This is a genomic window from Streptomyces sp. NPDC085460 (genome assembly GCF_044541975.1).
Taxonomy (GTDB): domain Bacteria; phylum Actinomycetota; class Actinomycetes; order Streptomycetales; family Streptomycetaceae; genus Streptomyces.
This window is the reverse complement of the sequence record NZ_JBITTO010000001.1, coordinates 580776-597620: the sequence shown is the minus strand read 5'-3', so window position 1 is coordinate 597620 and position 16845 is coordinate 580776. Positions and strand designations below refer to the sequence as shown.

Here is a 16845-nt window from a genome sequence, read left to right as displayed (position 1 = left end):
GACATGCTGCCGCTGTCCCCCCTTCAGCAGGGCATGCTGTTCCACTCCGTCTACGACGACGGGGCGGCGGACGTGTACACCGTGCAGGTGTCGGTGGGGCTCGCGGGCCCCGTCGACGCCGGCCGCCTGGAGCGGGCGGCGGCGGCGCTGCTGCGCCGGCACCCGAACCTGCGGGCCGGTTTCTGGCACGAGGGGGTGCCGCAGCCGGTGCAGTTCGTGCCGGCGGAGGTGTCCTTCGGCCTGGAGCGGGTCGATCTGACGGAGTCCGGTGCTCCGGGGGCGTCGGTGGAGGACCGGCTCGCCGGTCTGCGCCGGTCCGAGCTGGCCCGCCGGTTCGCGCTGCACCGGCCGCCGCTGCTGCGCCTGGTGCTCGCGCGGACGGGTGAGGACGACCACCGGCTGGTGATCACCGTCCACCACATCCTGGTCGACGGCTGGTCGATGCCGCTGCTCGTCGGTGATCTGCTCGCGCTGTACGCGGCGGACGGGGACGCCTCCGGGCTGCCGCCGGTGCGCCCGTACCGGGCCTATCTGAAGTGGCTGAAGGAGCAGGACGCTCCGGCGGCCGAGTCCGCCTGGCGGGGGGCGCTGGCCGGGGTGGAGGAGGCGACGCTGGTCGCCGACCCGGATCCGGCGCGCGTGCCGGTGCGGCCGGGTGTCCGCTCGCTGGAGCTGTCGGAGGAGGCGACCGCCCGGCTGACGGCGGCGGCCCGCCGTCTCGGTACGACGCCGAGCACGCTGGTCCAGTGCGCGTGGGGGCTGCTCGTCGGCGGTCTGACGGGCCGCCGGGACGTGCTGTTCGGGCTGACCGTGTCGGGGCGTCCGGACGAGATACCCGGCGTCGAGTCGATGCTCGGCCTGTTCATCACGACCGTGCCCGTCCGCCTTTCGGTGCGGAACGAGGAGACGGTCGAGGGGCTGCTGCGCCGCTTCCGCGACGAGCAGAACGCCCTCCTGGCCCACCACCACCTGGGGCTGCGGCTCATCAGGAAGCAGAGCGACGCGGGCGAGCTGTTCGACACCCTCGTCGTCATCGAGAACTACCCGGTGGACCCGGCGGCGCGCGAGACCGTCGCCGCCGGGGTGCGGGTGACCGGCGTCGAGGCGGAGGACGCCACCCACTACCCGCTGACCCTCGCCGTCTCCCTGGACGAGCGGGCGCTGCTGCGCCTGGAGTACCGCCCGGACGTCTTCGACGACCGGCGGGCCGGTCTGATCGCCGACCGGCTCGCGCACGTCCTGGACCGGATCGCGCAGGAGCCGGGGACGAAGGTCGGGGCGCTGGCCCTGCTGCCCGAGGCGGAGGCGGAGCGGGTGCGCGGCAGTTGGCCGGGGACGGTGCGGGACGTGCCGGCGGGCACCGTCGCGGACGTGTTCGCGGAGCGGGCGGCCCGGACCCCGGACGAGGTCGCGGTGGTGTGCGGCGGGCAGTCGCTCACCTTCGCGGAGGTCGACGCGCGGTCCGCGCGGCTCGCGTCGCTGCTGGCCGCGCGGGGCGTGGGCCCCGAGTCGGTGGTGGCGCTCGCCGTGCCGCGCTCGGCGGAGACGGTCGTCGCGATCCTCGCGGTGCTGCGGGCGGGCGGCGCGTATCTGCCGCTGGACCTGGACTATCCGGCGGAGCGGCTCGGGCTGATGGTCGACGACGCCCGTCCGGTGTGCGTGGTGACCACCGCGCGCGGTCTGGAGCTGCTGCCGGAGGCCGGCGACGGGCCGGAGCGGCTCGTCCTGGACGCGCCGGAGACGGCCGCCGCGCTGGCCGCGGCCCCGGCGGAGTTCGTCTCGCCGGACGTGGCGGACGGGCATCCGGCGTACGTCATCTACACGTCCGGTTCGACCGGGCGTCCCAAGGGCGTCGTCCTCACCCACGGCGGTCTGTCGAACCTGTACGCCAACCACATCGCGGACGTCTTCGGCCCGGTGGTCGAGGCGACCGGCGGGCGGCGGCTGCGGGCCCTGCACACGGCGTCGTTCAGCTTCGACACCTCGTGGGAGCAGCTGTTCTGGCTGATCGCCGGGCACGAGCTGCACGTCCTGGACGAAGTGGGCCGCCGGGACGCCGAGTTCGTGGTGTCGTACGTGCGGGAGCAGCGGATCGAGACGATGGACGTCACTCCGACGTACGCGCTGGGCCTGCTGGACCAGGGTCTGCTGGATCCGGCCGCCCATCGTCCGGCGCTGCTGCTGCTGGGCGGCGAGGCGGTGCCGGAGGCGCTGTGGTCGGCGGTGCGGGCGGCGTCCGGTGTGATGTCGGTGAACCTGTACGGGCCGACGGAGTACACGGTGGACGCGCTCGCGGCGGACCTGGCGGCCTCGGCCTCTCCGGTCGTGGGCCGGCCGATCGGGAACACGCGCGCGTACCTGCTGGACGCGGCGCTGCGGCCGGTGCCGGCCGGGGCGACCGGTGAGCTGTACCTGGCCGGGCACGGCATCGCGCGCGGCTATCTGGGCCGGTTCGCGCTGACGGCCGAGCGGTTCGTGGCCGACCCGTACGGCGTGCCGGGGTCGCGGATGTACCGCACGGGCGATCTGGCGCGGCTGCGGGTGGACGGGGAGATCGAGTACCTGGGCCGGGCCGACGACCAGGTGAAGATCCGGGGTTTCCGGATCGAGCTGGGCGAGGTCGAGTCGGCGCTGGCGGCGGTCGCCGGGGTCGGTGCGGCGGCGGTGGTGGTCCGTGAGGACACGCCGGGGGTGAAGCGGCTCGTCGGCTATGTGACGGGGACGGCCGATCCGGTCGCGGCCCGCGAGGAGCTGGCGGTCTCGCTGCCGGACTACATGGTGCCGGCGGCGGTGGTGGTGCTGGACGCGCTGCCGTTCACGGTGAACGGCAAGCTGGACCGGGCGGCGCTGCCGGCGCCGGTGTTCGGCGGCTCGGAGGGGTCGCGGGCGCCTTCGGGTGAGCGCGAGGAGGCGCTGTGCCGGGTCTTCGCCGAGGTGCTGGGGCTGGCGTCGGTGGGTGTGGACGACGACTTCTTCGCCCTGGGCGGCGACAGCATCGTCTCCATCCAGCTGGTGACCCGGGCCCGCAAGGAGGGCCTGGTCCTGACCCCGCGCGACGTGTTCGAGCGGCGGACGGTCGCGGCGCTGGCGCCCGTGGCCCGGACGCCGGAGGAGAAGGAGGCCGGTGCGGCGGTCGACGCGGACGCGCCGCTGGTGGTCCTCGACGACGCCGGGCGGGCGGCGCTGGAGCGGGTGTTCCCGGGCGCCGAGGAGGTGCTGCCGCTGGCGCCGCTCCAGGAGGGCCTGTACTTCCACGCGCAGTACGACGACCGGGCGCTCGACGTCTATCTGATGCAGAACTTCGTGGAGCTGCGGCACGCCGTGGACACGGCGGCGCTGCGGTCGGCGTTCGACGCGATGCTGCGCCGCCACCCGAACCTGCGCTCCGCGTTCTGGCACGAGGGCCTGCCGGGTCCGGTGCAGGTGGTGCCGGCGGAGTGGGAGCTGCCGTGGGAGGTCCGTGACCTGACGGCGCTCGACCGGGCGGGGCAGGACGAGGCGCAGCGGGAGTTCTCGCTGGCGGACGCGGCGACCCGGTTCGACCTGGCGGCGCCGCCGCTGATGCGGGTGACGCTGCTGAAGTTCGCCGAGGACCGCTGGATGCTGTGTGTGACGCAGCACCACATCCTGACGGACGGCTGGTCGGAGTCGCTGTTCTTCGAGGAGCTGTTCGCGCTGTACGGGGCGGGCGGGCGCGAGGAGGTGCTGCCGCCGGTGACGCCGTACCGGGAGTACCTGCGCCGGCTCGCGGGCACCGACCGGGACGCGGCGCGGGCCGCCTGGCGGGCCCATCTGTCGGGTCTCGACCAGGCGACGCTGGTGGCGCCGGCGGATCCGGCGCGGCAGCCGGTGACGGCCGAGGTGGTGGACATCGCGCTGGGCGCGGAGACCAGCGACCGGCTGCGGTCGTTCGCGCGGGGCTGCGGCGTCACCCTGAACACGGTCCTGTCGGCGGCGTGGGCGCTGTCGCTGTCCGGGATGACCGGGCGGGACGACGTGGTGTTCGGCGCGACGGTCTCGGGCCGTCCGGAGGACGTGCCGGGCGTCGACCGGATGATCGGCATGTTCATGAACACGCTGCCGTTCCGGGTGACGCTGCGTCCGTCGGAGACGCTGCGGGACCTGCTGGTCCGGATGCAGGGCGAGCACGCGGAGCTGCTGCCCCACCACTACCTGGGGCTCGGTCCGATCCAGCAGGGCACGGGGATCGGGCAGCTCTTCGACACGCTGTACGTGTTCCGGAACACGCCGCTGGACGACGCGGCGCGCGAGGAGGCGGTGGAGCGGCACCAGATCGGCTGGACGCACAGCGTCGACGGCACGCACTACCCGCTGACCCTCGCGGTGACCCCGGAGCGGTCGCTGGAGCTGAGCCTGGCGTACCGGCCGGACCTGTACGACCGGGAGACGGCCGGGCGGCTCGCGGACCGGCTGCGGCTGCTCGTGGAGCAGTTCGCGGCGGGCGGGGCGACTCCGGTGGGCCGGCTGCGGACCCTGGAGGCCGCCGAGCGGGACGCGCTGCTGGTCCTGGGCGACGACACCGGGCACGAGGTGCCGGACGTGCCGCTGGTGGAGCTGTTCGCGCGGCAGGCGGCGCGGACGCCGGAGGCCACGGCGCTGGTCTTCGAGGACGAGCGGCTGACCTACGCGGAGCTGGACGAGCGGGCCAACCGGCTGGCGCGGGCGCTGATGGCGCGCGGGGCGGGCCCCGAGCGGACGGTGGCCCTGGGGCTGCCGCGTTCGGCGGACTTCGTGGTGGCGCTGTTCGCGGTCCTGAAGGCGGGGGCGGCGTATCTGCCGCTGGACCTGGACCATCCGGTGGACCGGCTGGCCGCGATGGTCGAGGACGCGCTGCCGGTGTGCCTGGTCACCGTGGACGCGGTGGCGGGGCGGGTCCCGGTCGTGGACGGTGTGCCGCCGTTCGCCCTGGACGCGCCGGCGACGGTCGCGGAGCTGGCGGCGCTGTCCGGCGCCCCGGTCGCGGAGGAGGAGCTGACGGAGCCGCGCGACGGCCGGCACCCGGCGTACCTGATCTACACCTCGGGTTCGACCGGCCGCCCGAAGGGCGTGGTGGTGCCGGGTTCGGGGCTGGTGAACATGCTGCTCAACCACCGGGAGCGGATCTTCGACCCGGCGGTGAAGCTGGCGGGCGGACGCCGGATGCGGGTGGCGCACACGGTGTCGTTCGCGTTCGACATGTCGTGGGAGGAGTTCTTCTGGCTGGTCGACGGGCACGAGGTGCACGTGATCGGCGAGGAGCTGCGGCTCGACCCGGCGGCGCTGACGGCGCACTACGACCGGGTCGGCATCGACGTCGTCAACGTCACCCCGTCGTACGGGCAGCAGCTGGTCGACGCGGGTCTGCTGGACGCGGACCGGCACCGTCCCACGCTCGTCCTGCTCGGCGGCGAGGCCGTGCCCGACTCCCTCTGGACGCTCCTGGAGGAGACCGAGGGCACCATGGGCTACAACCTGTACGGGCCCACCGAGTACACGATCAACGCGCTGGGCGCCGACGTGGGGACGAGCGTCTCGTCCTGCGTGGGCCGGCCGATCTTCAACACCCGTGCCTATGTGCTCGACAGCGCGCTGCGGCCGGTGCCGCGCGGGGTGCCGGGCGAGCTGTACCTGGCGGGCGCGGGTCTGGCCCGGGGCTACTTCGCGCGGCCGGCGCTGACGGCGGAGCGGTTCGTGGCCGACCCGTTCGGCGAGCCGGGCACCCTGATGTACCGCACGGGCGACCTGGTGCGCTGGCGCGAGGACGGGCAGATCGACTACCTGGGCCGGGCCGACCACCAGGTGAAGATCCGGGGCTTCCGGATCGAGCTGGGCGAGATCGAGTCGGCGCTCGCCGCCGCTCCCGGCGTGGCCGCCGCGGCGGTGGTCGTGCACGCCGGGGCGAACGGGGTGAAGCGGCTCGTCGCGTACACCGTGCCCGCGTCGGACGTGGTCCGGGCCGATCCGGAGGCGGAGACGGCGGCGCTGCGCGCGCTGCTGTCGGCGACGCTGCCGGAGTTCATGGTGCCGTCGGCGTTCGTCGCACTCCCGGCGCTGCCGCTGACGGTGAACGGGAAGGTGGACCGGGCGGCGCTGCCCGCCCCGGAGTTCGCGGACGCGGGCGGCGGCCGGCCGCCGAAGGACGCCCGGGAGGAGCTGCTCTGCGGGATCTTCGCGGACGTGCTCGGCCTGGAGCGGGTCGGCGTGGAGGACAACTTCTTCGAGCTGGGCGGGCATTCGCTGCTCGCGATGCGGCTCGTGGGGCGGATCCGCGACGAACTGGGCGTGCCGGTCCAGGTGGCGACGGTGATGTCGGCGCCGACGGTGGCGGACGTGGCGGCCCGGATCGGGTCGGACGCGCGCCGGGACGCGCTGCGGGTGCTGCTGCCGCTGCGCGAACGGGGCACGAAGGCGCCGCTGTTCTGCTTCCACCCGGCGTCCGGGTTCGGCTGGCAGTACACGGGCCTGCTGCGGCACCTGGACGCGGACCGGCCGCTGTACGCGGTGCAGTCGCCGGGTCTGGCCGGGGAGCTGCCGGAGGTCGCCGACGTGGCGGAGCTGGCCGGGCTGTACCTGGCGGCGATCCGTGAGGTGCAGCCGGAGGGCCCGTACCACTTCGCGGGCTACTCCTTCGGCGGGACGGTGGCGCACACGCTCGCCGCGATGCTCCGGGAGCGGGGCGAGGAGGTCGCCTTCCTGGCGCTGCTCGACGCCTATCCGCCGGAGCGGGACGACTGGTCGTACCTGGAAGGGCCGGACTGGCGGGAGCGGCTGGAGCGGGAGGAGAACGGCTTCCTGCTGTCGGTGGCCGGCCTGGGCGCGGAGGAGTCCGGCCGGGCCGGGGTGACGCGGGAGGAGGCCGTCGCGGCGATCCGGGACAGCCAGGGCCTGCTCGCCGGGTTCGACGAGGAGCTGCTGCGGGCGATCGTCGACACCAACGTGCACTGCGTACGGCTGCTCTCGCGCAGCACGACCCGTCACTTCGACGGCGACGTGCTGTTCTTCACCGCCTCGCGCACGACCGCGCCGGAGGACCTGCCGGGGGCGGTGTGGCCGGCGTACGTGTCGGGGGCGCTGACCGAGCACGTCCTGGACCGGGGCCATGACGAGCTGATGGCCCCGGAGGCGCTGGCGGAGATCGGCCCGCTCCTGGACGGGGCGCTGCGCGCGGTGGCGCCCCGGCGGGCCGCCGGAGCGCGGCCGGCCGGCGCCGGCCCGCGGAACTGACAGACATTCACCACAACTTAGGTTAGGCTTACCTAAGTAAAAGGAGTTTCGGTATGGACGACAACGAGCCGCGCACCACAGGTCCCGGCGGCGAGTTCGCCGGCCGCGTGGCACTGGTCACCGGCGCGGCCCAGGGCATCGGCGAGGCGGTGGTCCGCGCCCTCTCCGCGCGCGGCGCCACCGTGGCGGCGACCGACCGCTCGGAGCCCGAGCTGTGCCGGAGCGTCGCCCGGCTCACCGCGGACGCCGGCGCCGACCCGGCCGCCGGGCCGGTCGTCCCGTACCGGCTCGACGTCACCGCCCCGGACGACGTGGCGGAGACCGTCGCCCGGGTCACCCGCGAACTCGGCCCCGTGGACATCCTGGTGAACGTCGCCGGGGTGCTGCGGACCGGACCGGCCGTCGAGGCGACGGACCGCGACTGGGCGGACGTCTTCGCCGTCAACACGACCGGCGTCTTCCACCTGTCCCGGGCCGTCGTCGCCGGCATGGCCGCCCGGGGCTCCGGCTCCGTGGTGACGGTCGCCTCCAACGCCGCCGGGATCCCCCGCGCGGACATGAGCGTGTACGCCGCCTCCAAGGCGGCGGCCGTGGCCTTCACCAAGTGCCTCGGCCTGGAGGTGGCCGCCCGGGGCGTGCGCTGCAACGCCGTCTGCCCCGGCTCCACCGACACGCCGATGCAGCGCTCCCTCTGGGAGGGCGAGTCCGTCCCCGCCAGCGTGCTCGACGGGGACCTCGCCGCCCACCGCACCGGCATCCCGCTGCGCCGCATCGCCCAGCCGGAGGACGTCGCCGAGGCGGTCGTCTTCCTCGCCTCCGACCGGGCCCGCCACATCACCATGCAGGACCTCTACGTCGACGGCGGCGCCACCCTGCGCTGACGGACCGTGGCCGGCACCGGCCACCCGCCGCCCACCCACCTCACCGAACCAAGGAGCCCACCCGTGTCGACGGTCCCCCAGATCGCCGCGCATCCGCCGGCGACCGCCCCCATACCCGCCCCCGCCCCCGTACCGGCGCCGTCCCCCGCACCGGCGCCCACCTCCTCCGCCGTCGGCGCCGCCACCGGCCTCCTCGACGCCTTCCGCGCCGGCGACCGCTTCCTCGCCACGCCCACCCGCACCCTGCTCGCCCACGGCGTGCTGAGCGAGGTCCCGCACGGCACCGACCCGATCGCCGAGCGGGTGGCCGACGCCCTCGCCGAGGCCCGCGCCGGCCGCCACGCCGCCGCCGTCGTGATGGGCGCCATCCCCTTCGACCAGAGCGCGCCGGCCGCGCTCGTCGTGCCCGAGACGGTCCGCACCGGACCGGCCCTCGCCTCCGACCCGCTCGTCGCGCTGCCCGCCGAGGCCCCCCGCGCCGGCACCTGGACCGTCCGCCCGCACCCGGACCCCGAGGACTACGCCAAGGGCGTCGGCGCCGCCGTCGACCGCATGTGGAACGGCGAGTTCAGCAAGGTGGTGCTCGCCCGCACCCTGGAACTCACCGGCCCCGGCGAACCGGACGTCGCCGCCATGGTCCGCCGGCTCGCCCGCCGCGACCCGCTCGGCTACACCTTCGCGCTCCCCACCCACCCCGGCCGCACCCTGCTCGGCGCCAGCCCCGAACTCCTCGTCTCCAGACACGGCGACCGCCTCGTCTCCAACCCGCTGGCCGGCTCCACCCCCCGCAGCGACGACCTCGCCGAGGACGTACGCCGCGCCGCCGCCCTCCTGGAGTCCGCAAAGGACCTCCACGAGCACGCGGTCGTCGTCGACGCCGTGCACCAGGCGATGGCGCCGTACTGCTCCGCCATCGACGTCCCGGCCCGGCCGTCGCTGATCCGCACCGCGACCATGTGGCACCTCTCCACCACGGTCACCGGCACCCTGGCCCACCCCGAGGTGTCGGCCCTGGAGATCGCCTCCTCGCTCCACCCCACCCCCGCCGTGTGCGGCACCCCGACCCCGCTGGCCCGCGAGGTCATCCGGGAGACCGAGCCCTTCGACCGCGGCTTCTTCACCGGCATGGTCGGCTGGGGCGACGCGGACGGCAACGGCGAATGGGTCGTCACCATCCGCTGCGCCGAGGCGGAGGAGCGGACCCTGCGCCTCTACGCGGGCGCCGGCGTCGTCGCCGCCTCCGTCCCGGAGGACGAGACCGCCGAGACCGCCGCCAAGTTCCGCACCTTCCTCGACGCCGTGGGAGCCACGCTGTGACCGCACCGTCCCCCGCCCTCCCCGGCACCGGCCCCGATGCCGTCCCGTACACCACCCCCACCTGGCCCCCCGAGTTCGCCGAGCGGTACCGGGCGGCCGGCCACTGGGAGGGCCTCACCTTCGGCGCGATGCTCCGCGACCGGGCCGCGGCCCACCCCGACCGGGTCGCGGTCGTCGACCACGCGGGACCCGGCGGAGCCCGGCGCGCCTGGACCTACGCCGAACTCGACCTGCGCGCCGACCGGCTCGCGGCCGGCCTCGCCGCCCGTGGCGTCGGCGCCGGCGACAAGGTCGTCGTCCAGCTCCCCAACGTCGCCGAGTTCCTCGAAGTGATCTTCGCGCTCTTCCGGCTCGGGGCGCTGCCCGTCTTCGCGCTGCCCGCGCACCGCGAGTCGGAGATCACCTACTTCTGCACCTTCACCGGCGCCGTCGCCTACGTCGTCCCGGACACCCACGCCGGCTTCGACCACCGCGCCCTGGCCACCACGGTCCTCGCCCGCTGTCCCGAGCTGCGGCACGTCTTCGTCGCCGGCGAGGACGCCGGCCCCTTCGAGGCGCTCTCCGACGTCCCCGCCGAGCCCGTCGCCCTCCCCGACCCCGACCCGTCGGCCGTGGCGTTCCTCCAGCTCTCCGGGGGCAGCACCGGCGTGCCCAAGCTCATCCCCCGCACACACGACGACTACGTCTACTCGCTGCGCGGCTCCGCCGAGATCTGCGCGCTCGGCGAGGACAGCGTCTACCTGTGCGTGCTGCCCGCCGCCCACAACTTCCCGCTCTCCTCCCCCGGTTCGCTGGGCACGCTGTACGCGGGCGGCCGGGTCGTCATGTGCCCGCGGCCCGCCCCCGACGTGGCGTTCCCGCTGATCCAGGACGAGGGCGTGACGCTCACCGGCCTCGTACCGCCGCTCGCCCTCGCCTGGATCGACGCCGCCCCCGGCTCCGCGTACGACCTGTCCACCCTCGACGTGCTCCTGGTCGGCGGCGCCCGGCTCTCCGACGAGGTCGCCCGCCGGGTCCGCCCGGCCCTCGGCTGCACCCTCCAGCAGGTCTTCGGCATGGCCGAGGGGCTGGTCTGCTACACCCGTCTCGACGACGACCCGGGGACGATCGTCACCACCCAGGGCCGGCCGATCTCGCCGGACGACGAGATCAGGATCGTCGACGACGAGGACCAGGACCTGCCCGTCGGCACCACCGGCCACCTGCTCACCCGCGGCCCGTACACCATCCGCGGCTACTGGAACGCCCCCGACCACAACGCCCGCGCCTTCACCGCCGACGGCTTCTACCGCACCGGCGACCTCGTCCGGCTCACCGCGAGCGGCCACCTGGTGGTCGAGGGACGCGCCAAGGACCAGATCAACCGGGGCGGCGAGAAGATCGCCGCCGAGGAGATCGAGAACCACCTCCTGGCCCACCCCTCGGTCCACGACGCCAACGTGGTCGGCGAGTTCGACCCGTACCTCGGCGAGCGCAGCTGCGCGTACGTCATCCGCCGCCAGGGGGCCGAAGAGGTCAAGGCCCTGGCCCTCAAGCGCTTCGTCCGGGACCGCGGGCTCGCCGCCTACAAGGTCCCCGACCGCATCGTCTTCGTCGACGCCTTCCCGACCACCGGCGTCGGGAAGATCTCCAAGAAGGACCTCCGCGCGGAGAGCGCGGACGCCTGACCGCCCCCTTCCCCCACCTCTCTCCTTCCTCCGAAACGGACCGTCATGAGCCTCCCCGCCGTCCCGCCCTACCCGATGCCCCGCCCCGGCGAGCTGCCGGCCAACCGGGTGGACTGGACCGTCGACCCCGACCGCGCCGTGCTCCTCGTGCACGACCTCCAGAACCACTTCCTGGCCCCGTTCGACGACGGCGCCGAGCCGCTCACCGCCCTCCTCGGCAACCTGGACCTGCTCCGGAAGGAGGCCGCCCGGCTCGGCGTACCCGTCGTCTACACCGCCCAGCCCGGCGGCCAGACCCCCGAACAGCGCGGTCTCCAGCAGGACTTCTGGGGGCCCGGCGTGCCGGACGACCCGCACGCCGTGGCCGTCGCGGACGCCGCCGCCCCCGGCCCGGACGACATCCTCCTCACCAAGTGGAAGTACAGCGCGTTCGTCCGCACCGACCTCCTGGAGCTGCTGCGCGAGCAGGGCCGCGACCAGCTGGTGATCACCGGCGTGTACGCGCACATCGGGGTCCTGATGACGGCCTGCGACGCGTGGATGCGCGACATCCGGACCTTCGTCGTCGCGGACGCCGTGGCGGACTTCTCCGAGCGCGAGCACCGGATGGCCCTGGAGTGGGCGGCCGGCCGCTGCGCCGTCGTCACGACGACCGACCGGGTGTTCACAGGGCGCTGACGATGTCCTCCACCCGGTCCTTGGCGTCCCCGAAGAGCATGGCGGTGTTGGGACGGTAGAAGAGGGGGTTCTGGACGCCCGCGTAGCCGGAGGCCATCGACCGCTTGAAGACGATGACCTGGCCCGCCTCCCAGACGGTGAGGACCGGCATGCCGGCGATGGGGCTGCTCGGGTCCTCGGCACCCGCCGGGTTGACGGTGTCGTTGGCGCCGATGACCAGGACGACGTCCGTGTCGGCGAAGTCGCCGTTGATCTCATCCATCTCCAGGACGATGTCGTACGGCACCTTCGCCTCGGCCAGCAGGACGTTCATGTGGCCGGGGAGCCGGCCGGCGACGGGGTGGATGCCGAAGCGGACGTCGACGCCCCGCGCGCGGAGCTTGGAGGCCAGCTCCGCCACCGGGTACTGGGCCTGGGCCACGGCCATGCCGTAGCCGGGGGTGATGACCACCGAGCGGGCGCCGCCGAGGAGTTCGGCGGCGCCCTGCGCGGTGATCTCCTGGTGCTCGCCGTAGTCGACCTGCGAACCGGCCGGCGCCTCGATGCCGAAGCCACCCGCGATGACCGCGAGGAAGGAGCGGTTCATCGCCCGGCACATGATGTAGCTGAGGTAGGCGCCGGAGGAGCCGACGAGGGCGCCGGTGACGATCAGCAGGTCGTTGCCGAGGAGAAAGCCGGAGGCGGCGGCGGCCCAGCCGGAGTAGCTGTTGAGCATCGACACGACGACCGGCATGTCACCGCCGCCGATGGAGGCGACCAGGTGCCAGCCGAGCGCGAGCGCCAGGACCGTCGCCGCGATCAGCACCCCGAGGGAGGGCACGACGGTGAACCGGGCGGTCAGGACGGCGAAGACGGCCAGCGCGCCGACGTTGAGGGCGTTCTTGCCGGGGAGCATGAGCGGCCTGGAGTCGATCCGGCCGGCGAGCTTGAGGTAGGCGACGACCGAACCGGTGAAGGTGACGGCGCCGATGAACACGCCGATGACGACCTCGGCGTGGTGGATGCCGAGGGTGCCGACCGCGTCGAGGGCGGCGGCCTCGGGGCCTCCGGGGCGGTGCTCGACCTCCAGGTAGCCGTTCCAGCCGACGAGGACGGCGGCGAGCCCGACGAAGGAGTGGAGCAGCGCGATCAGTTCGGGCATGCCCGTCATCTCGACGCCCCGGGCCCGCCACATGCCGATGAGCGCCCCGGCGAGCATGGCGGCGGCGAGCAGCCCCGCGGCGCCGGCGGCGATGCCCCGGTCGGCGGCGAGGACGACGGTGGCGACGAGGGCGACGCCCATGCCGAGCATGCCGAAGGCGTTGCCGAGGCGGGCCGACTCGTGCTTCGAGAGGCCCGCGAGGGCGAGGATGAACAGCAGCGCGGCGACGAGGTAGGCCGCCTGTGCGGCGTGGGTGGCGGACATGTCAGCTCCTGTTGAACATTCCGAGCATGCGGCGGGTCACCGCGAAGCCGCCGAAGACGTTGATGCTCGCCAGCAGGATCGCGGCGGCCGACAGCACGGTGACGAGGGTGCCGCCGTGTCCGATCTGGAGGAGCGCGCCGACCAGGATGATCCCGGAGATGGCGTTGGTCACCGACATCAGCGGGGTGTGCAGGGCGTGGTGGACGTGTCCGATGACGTAGTAGCCGATGACGATCGCGAGCACGAAGACGGTGACGTGGGGCAGGAGCGCGGCGGGGGCGAAGCCGACGGCGAGCAGGAGCGCGAGGGCGCCGGCGGAGACGCCGGTGAAGCGGCGCCTCGGCGTCATGGGCTCCCTCACCGGTGAGACGGGCTGCGGGGCGGTGTCGCCGGCGGGGGCGGGGGCGGCGGAGACCTGGACGGGCGGCGGGGGCCAGGCGGGTTCGCCGTCGCGTACGACGGTGACCGAGCGCTGCACGGGGTCGTCCTGGTCCAGGACGGGGACGCCGTCCTTGCCGGGGGTCAGGAGCGCGAGGAGGTTGAACAGGTTGGTGCCGTACAGCTGGGACGCCTGGGCGGGCAGGCGTCCCGCCAGGTCGGTGTAGCCGAGGAGGGTGACGCCGTTCGGGGTGACGGTCCGCTCCCCCGGTACGGTGCCCTCGACGTTGCCGCCGTTGGCGGCGGCCATGTCCACGATCACCGAGCCGGGCTTCATGGCGGCGACCGTCTCGGCGGTGATGAGGCGGGGCGCGGGGCGGCCGGGGATCAGGGCGGTGGTGATGACGATGTCGGCCTCGCGGCACTCGGCGGCGTAGAGGGCGGCCTCCCGGGCCTTGTAGTCGTCGCCCATCTCCTTGGCGTAGCCGGTGGCCGAGACCTCCGTCTCCGGGGAGTCGATGGCGAGGTACTCGCCGCCCAGCGAGCGGACCTGGTCGGCCACTTCGGGGCGCGGGTCGGTGGCGCGGACGATGGCGCCGAGCGAGCCGGCGGTGCCGATGGCGGCGAGTCCGGCGACACCCGCGCCGGCGACGAGGACCCGGGCCGGGGGGACCTTGCCCGCGGCGGTCATCTGGCCGGTGAAGAAGCGGCCGAAGGCGTGGGCGGCCTCGATGACGGCGCGGTAGCCGGCGATGTTCGCCATCGAGGACAGGACGTCCATGGACTGGGCGCGGCTGATACGGGGCACCGCGTCCATGGACAGGACGGTGAGGGGGCGCCGCCCCAGTTCCTCGACCGTCGTCGGGTCGGAGCCCGGGGCGAACAGCGCGATGACCGTCGCGCCGGGGCGCATCCGGTCGAGCCGCTCCGGACCGGGCGCGTTCACCCCGAGCACGACGTCCGCCTCCACCGCCTCGCCGATCGCCGCGCCGGCCGCCTCGTAGGCGTCGTCGGGGAAGCCCGCGCCCACGCCCGCGCCCGGATCGACGACGACCTCGTACCCGAGCCCGCGGATCCGCTCCACCGTGGCGGGCGTCGCCGCCACCCGCCGCTCGCCGTCCTGTGTCTCCCTGAGGACTCCGACCCTCACCGCACCCCTCCGTTCGCCGTTCCGGCCCCCCACCTTGGCCCTCACGGCCGCCCGCGTGAAGAAGGCTCGCGCGGCGAACGAAGATCATTCACGTATATGAATCCGGCGGTCTCCCGGGCTAGGGTGGGCCGGGCCGGGTCGGACCGGCCGACATTTCGAACGTGACGTCCCGACCAGGTGGTGTGCATGACCCTCTTCGACCTGCCCCTCGACCGGCTCCGTGAGTACCGGAGCGCGTCGGCCGAGCCCGAGGACTTCGACGCCTTCTGGGCGAAGACGCTCGGGGAGGCGCGGGAGCACGAGCTGGGCGCGCGGTTCGAGCGCGTGGCGACGGGGCTCGCGACGGTGGAGACGTACGACGTGACCTTCGCCGGGTTCGGCGGGCAGCCGGTGAAGGGCTGGTTCGTGGTGCCGGCGGGGATCACCGAACCGGTGCCGGTCGTCGTGGAGTTCCTGGGGTACGGCGGCGGGCGCGGCCTGGCGCACAGTCATCTGCTGTGGGCGTCGGCCGGGTTCGCGCACTTCGTGATGGACACCCGGGGCCAGGGCAGCGGCTGGGCGCCGGGCGACACGGCCGACCCGGTGGGCAGCGCGCCGGCGTTCCCGGGGTTCATGACGCGGGGCGTGGAGGACCCGGAGACGTACTACTACCGGCGGGTGTACACGGACGCCGTGCGCGCGGTGGAGGCGGCCAGGTCGCATCCGCTCGCGGACGCGGCCCGCACCGCCGTGACCGGCATCAGCCAGGGCGGCGGCATCACGGTCGCCGTCTCGGGTCTGGTGCGGGACCTCGCGGCGGTGGCGCCGGACGTGCCGTTCCTCTGCGACTTCCCGCGCGCGACGACGGTGACGGACCGCACGCCGTACCGGGAGATCGGCAACTACCTGAAGACGCACCGGGGCCGCACGGAGCGCGTGGGCGAGACCCTCGCCTACTTCGACGGGGTGCACTTCGCGGCCCGCGCGACGGCTCCGGCGCTGTTCTCCACCGCCCTGGAGGACCAGACCTGCCCGCCGTCGACGGTCTTCGCCGCCTTCAACGCGTACGCGCACGAGGACAAGGCGATCGAGGTCTACGACTTCAACGACCACGAGGGCGGCGGCGCGTTCCAGCAGGCGGCGCAGCTCCGCTGGCTGCCGGAGCGGCTCCGCGCCCGATAGCCCCCTCCTTGGTCTGGACCTGTCAGGCGGGCGCCGTCAAGCTGGGTTCATGGACTTGGAGTTGCGGCACCTGAAGACGGTCCGGGCCATCGCGGAGGCCGGCAGCCTCACCCGCGCGGCCACCGCCCTCGGACTGGCGCAGCCGGCCCTCAGCGCCCAGCTGAAGCGGATCGAACGGGCCCTGGGCGGGGCCCTGTTCGAGCGCGGCAGGGACGGGGTGCGGGCCACCGCGCTCGGCGATCTGGTGCTCGAACGGGCCCGCGTGGTGCTGCCCGCCGTCTGCGAACTCCAGGAGGAGGCCGTCCGGTTCGCCCGGGACGGCGCCACCGGGCACCGGCTCGGCGGCACCCACGGCCCGCTGCTCGGCGGCCTCGTGGACCGGCTGGCGCGGGCGGAGCCGGAGACGCAGGTGACCACGTACACCTCGTGGTCGGAGCGGGAGGTCGCGCGCGGGGTGGCGGCGGGCCGGCTCGACTTCGCGCTCGTCGGCGTCTGCGGCGAGAGCGCCCCGCCTGAGGCCGGGCGTCTCGCCTGGACGGAGGTGGCCCGCGACCCCGTGTACGTGATGCTGGCGACCGGGCATCCGCTGGCCTCGCGCCCCCAGGTGGCGCTGGCCGAACTCGCCGCCGAGGACTGGACGGACGTGCCCGGCGACGGCTGTTTCGGCGACTGCTTCGCCGCCGCCTGCGTACGGTCCGGCTTCACCCCGGTCCGGGTGTACGAGACGGACACCGCGTCCTGCGTCCACCTGGTCCAGGTGGGCCGGGCGGTGGGCCTGTGCCGGGCGACCTTCCCGGCCACGCCCGGCATCGTCACCCGCCCCCTGACCGGCGCCCCGCTCCTCTGGCGCCATCTCCTCGGCTGGCACCCCGAGGGCCGCGCGGCCGCCCGCGCCGCCGCCGTCCTCGGCCACGCCCGCGCCGCCCACGCGGAGGCACTGGCCCGGAGCGCCGGCCGGTCGGCGGACGCGCTGTCCTGAGCGAC

General features: G+C 74.5%; 9 protein-coding genes. 7 read left to right on the top strand and 2 right to left on the bottom strand.

Going from position 1 to position 16845, the window contains the following annotated elements; all coding sequences use genetic code 11:
- The first annotated feature begins 3 nt into the window (after positions 1-3).
- From ACIGHB_RS02670 to ACIGHB_RS02650, 5 genes are all read left to right on the top strand, one after another.
- The gene (locus tag ACIGHB_RS02670) at positions 4-7224 is read left to right on the top strand and encodes an amino acid adenylation domain-containing protein (protein WP_399909351.1); all 7221 of its coding nucleotides are present in this window, start codon (positions 4-6) and stop codon (positions 7222-7224) included.
- A gap of 53 nt (positions 7225-7277) precedes the next feature.
- Positions 7278-8105: a 2,3-dihydro-2,3-dihydroxybenzoate dehydrogenase gene (locus tag ACIGHB_RS02665; RefSeq protein WP_399908920.1), complete on the top strand. Its 828-nt coding sequence runs from the start codon at positions 7278-7280 to the stop codon at positions 8103-8105.
- Positions 8106-8168: 63 nt separating this feature from the next.
- Positions 8169-9422 (top strand): isochorismate synthase DhbC, encoded by a 1254-nt coding sequence (gene dhbC, locus ACIGHB_RS02660; RefSeq protein ID WP_360319694.1) that lies wholly within the window; start codon positions 8169-8171, stop codon positions 9420-9422.
- A complete protein-coding gene (locus ACIGHB_RS02655; RefSeq protein WP_399908918.1) occupies positions 9419-11089 on the top strand; it encodes a (2,3-dihydroxybenzoyl)adenylate synthase in 1671 nt (556 codons plus the stop codon). Before dhbC ends, ACIGHB_RS02655 begins: the two co-directional genes overlap by 4 nt.
- A gap of 45 nt (positions 11090-11134) precedes the next feature.
- Positions 11135-11767 (top strand): isochorismatase family protein, encoded by a 633-nt coding sequence (locus tag ACIGHB_RS02650; protein WP_399908916.1) that lies wholly within the window; start codon positions 11135-11137, stop codon positions 11765-11767.
- Here ACIGHB_RS02650 and pntB read toward each other — a convergent pair.
- Both pntB and ACIGHB_RS02640 read right to left on the bottom strand, forming a co-directional pair.
- Positions 11754-13172 carry a Re/Si-specific NAD(P)(+) transhydrogenase subunit beta gene (gene pntB / locus ACIGHB_RS02645; protein WP_399908914.1) on the bottom strand — a complete coding sequence of 473 codons (1419 nt, stop codon included), beginning with the start codon at positions 13170-13172 and terminating at the stop codon, positions 11754-11756. The genes ACIGHB_RS02650 and pntB overlap by 14 nt on opposite strands.
- A 1-nt stretch (position 13173) precedes the next feature.
- The gene (locus tag ACIGHB_RS02640; RefSeq protein ID WP_399908912.1) at positions 13174-14700 is read right to left on the bottom strand and encodes a Re/Si-specific NAD(P)(+) transhydrogenase subunit alpha; all 1527 of its coding nucleotides are present in this window, start codon (positions 14698-14700) and stop codon (positions 13174-13176) included.
- Positions 14701-14886: 186 nt separating this feature from the next.
- Between ACIGHB_RS02640 and ACIGHB_RS02635 the strand changes: the two genes are divergently transcribed.
- Together ACIGHB_RS02635 and ACIGHB_RS02630 are read left to right on the top strand one after the other, a co-directional pair.
- Complete coding sequence (locus ACIGHB_RS02635) at positions 14887-15861, top strand: acetylxylan esterase (RefSeq protein ID WP_399908910.1); 975 nt, start codon at positions 14887-14889, stop codon at positions 15859-15861.
- Between the two features lie 49 nt (positions 15862-15910).
- A complete protein-coding gene (locus ACIGHB_RS02630; protein ID WP_399908908.1) occupies positions 15911-16840 on the top strand; it encodes a LysR family transcriptional regulator in 930 nt (309 codons plus the stop codon).
- Positions 16841-16845: the final 5 nt, after the last annotated feature.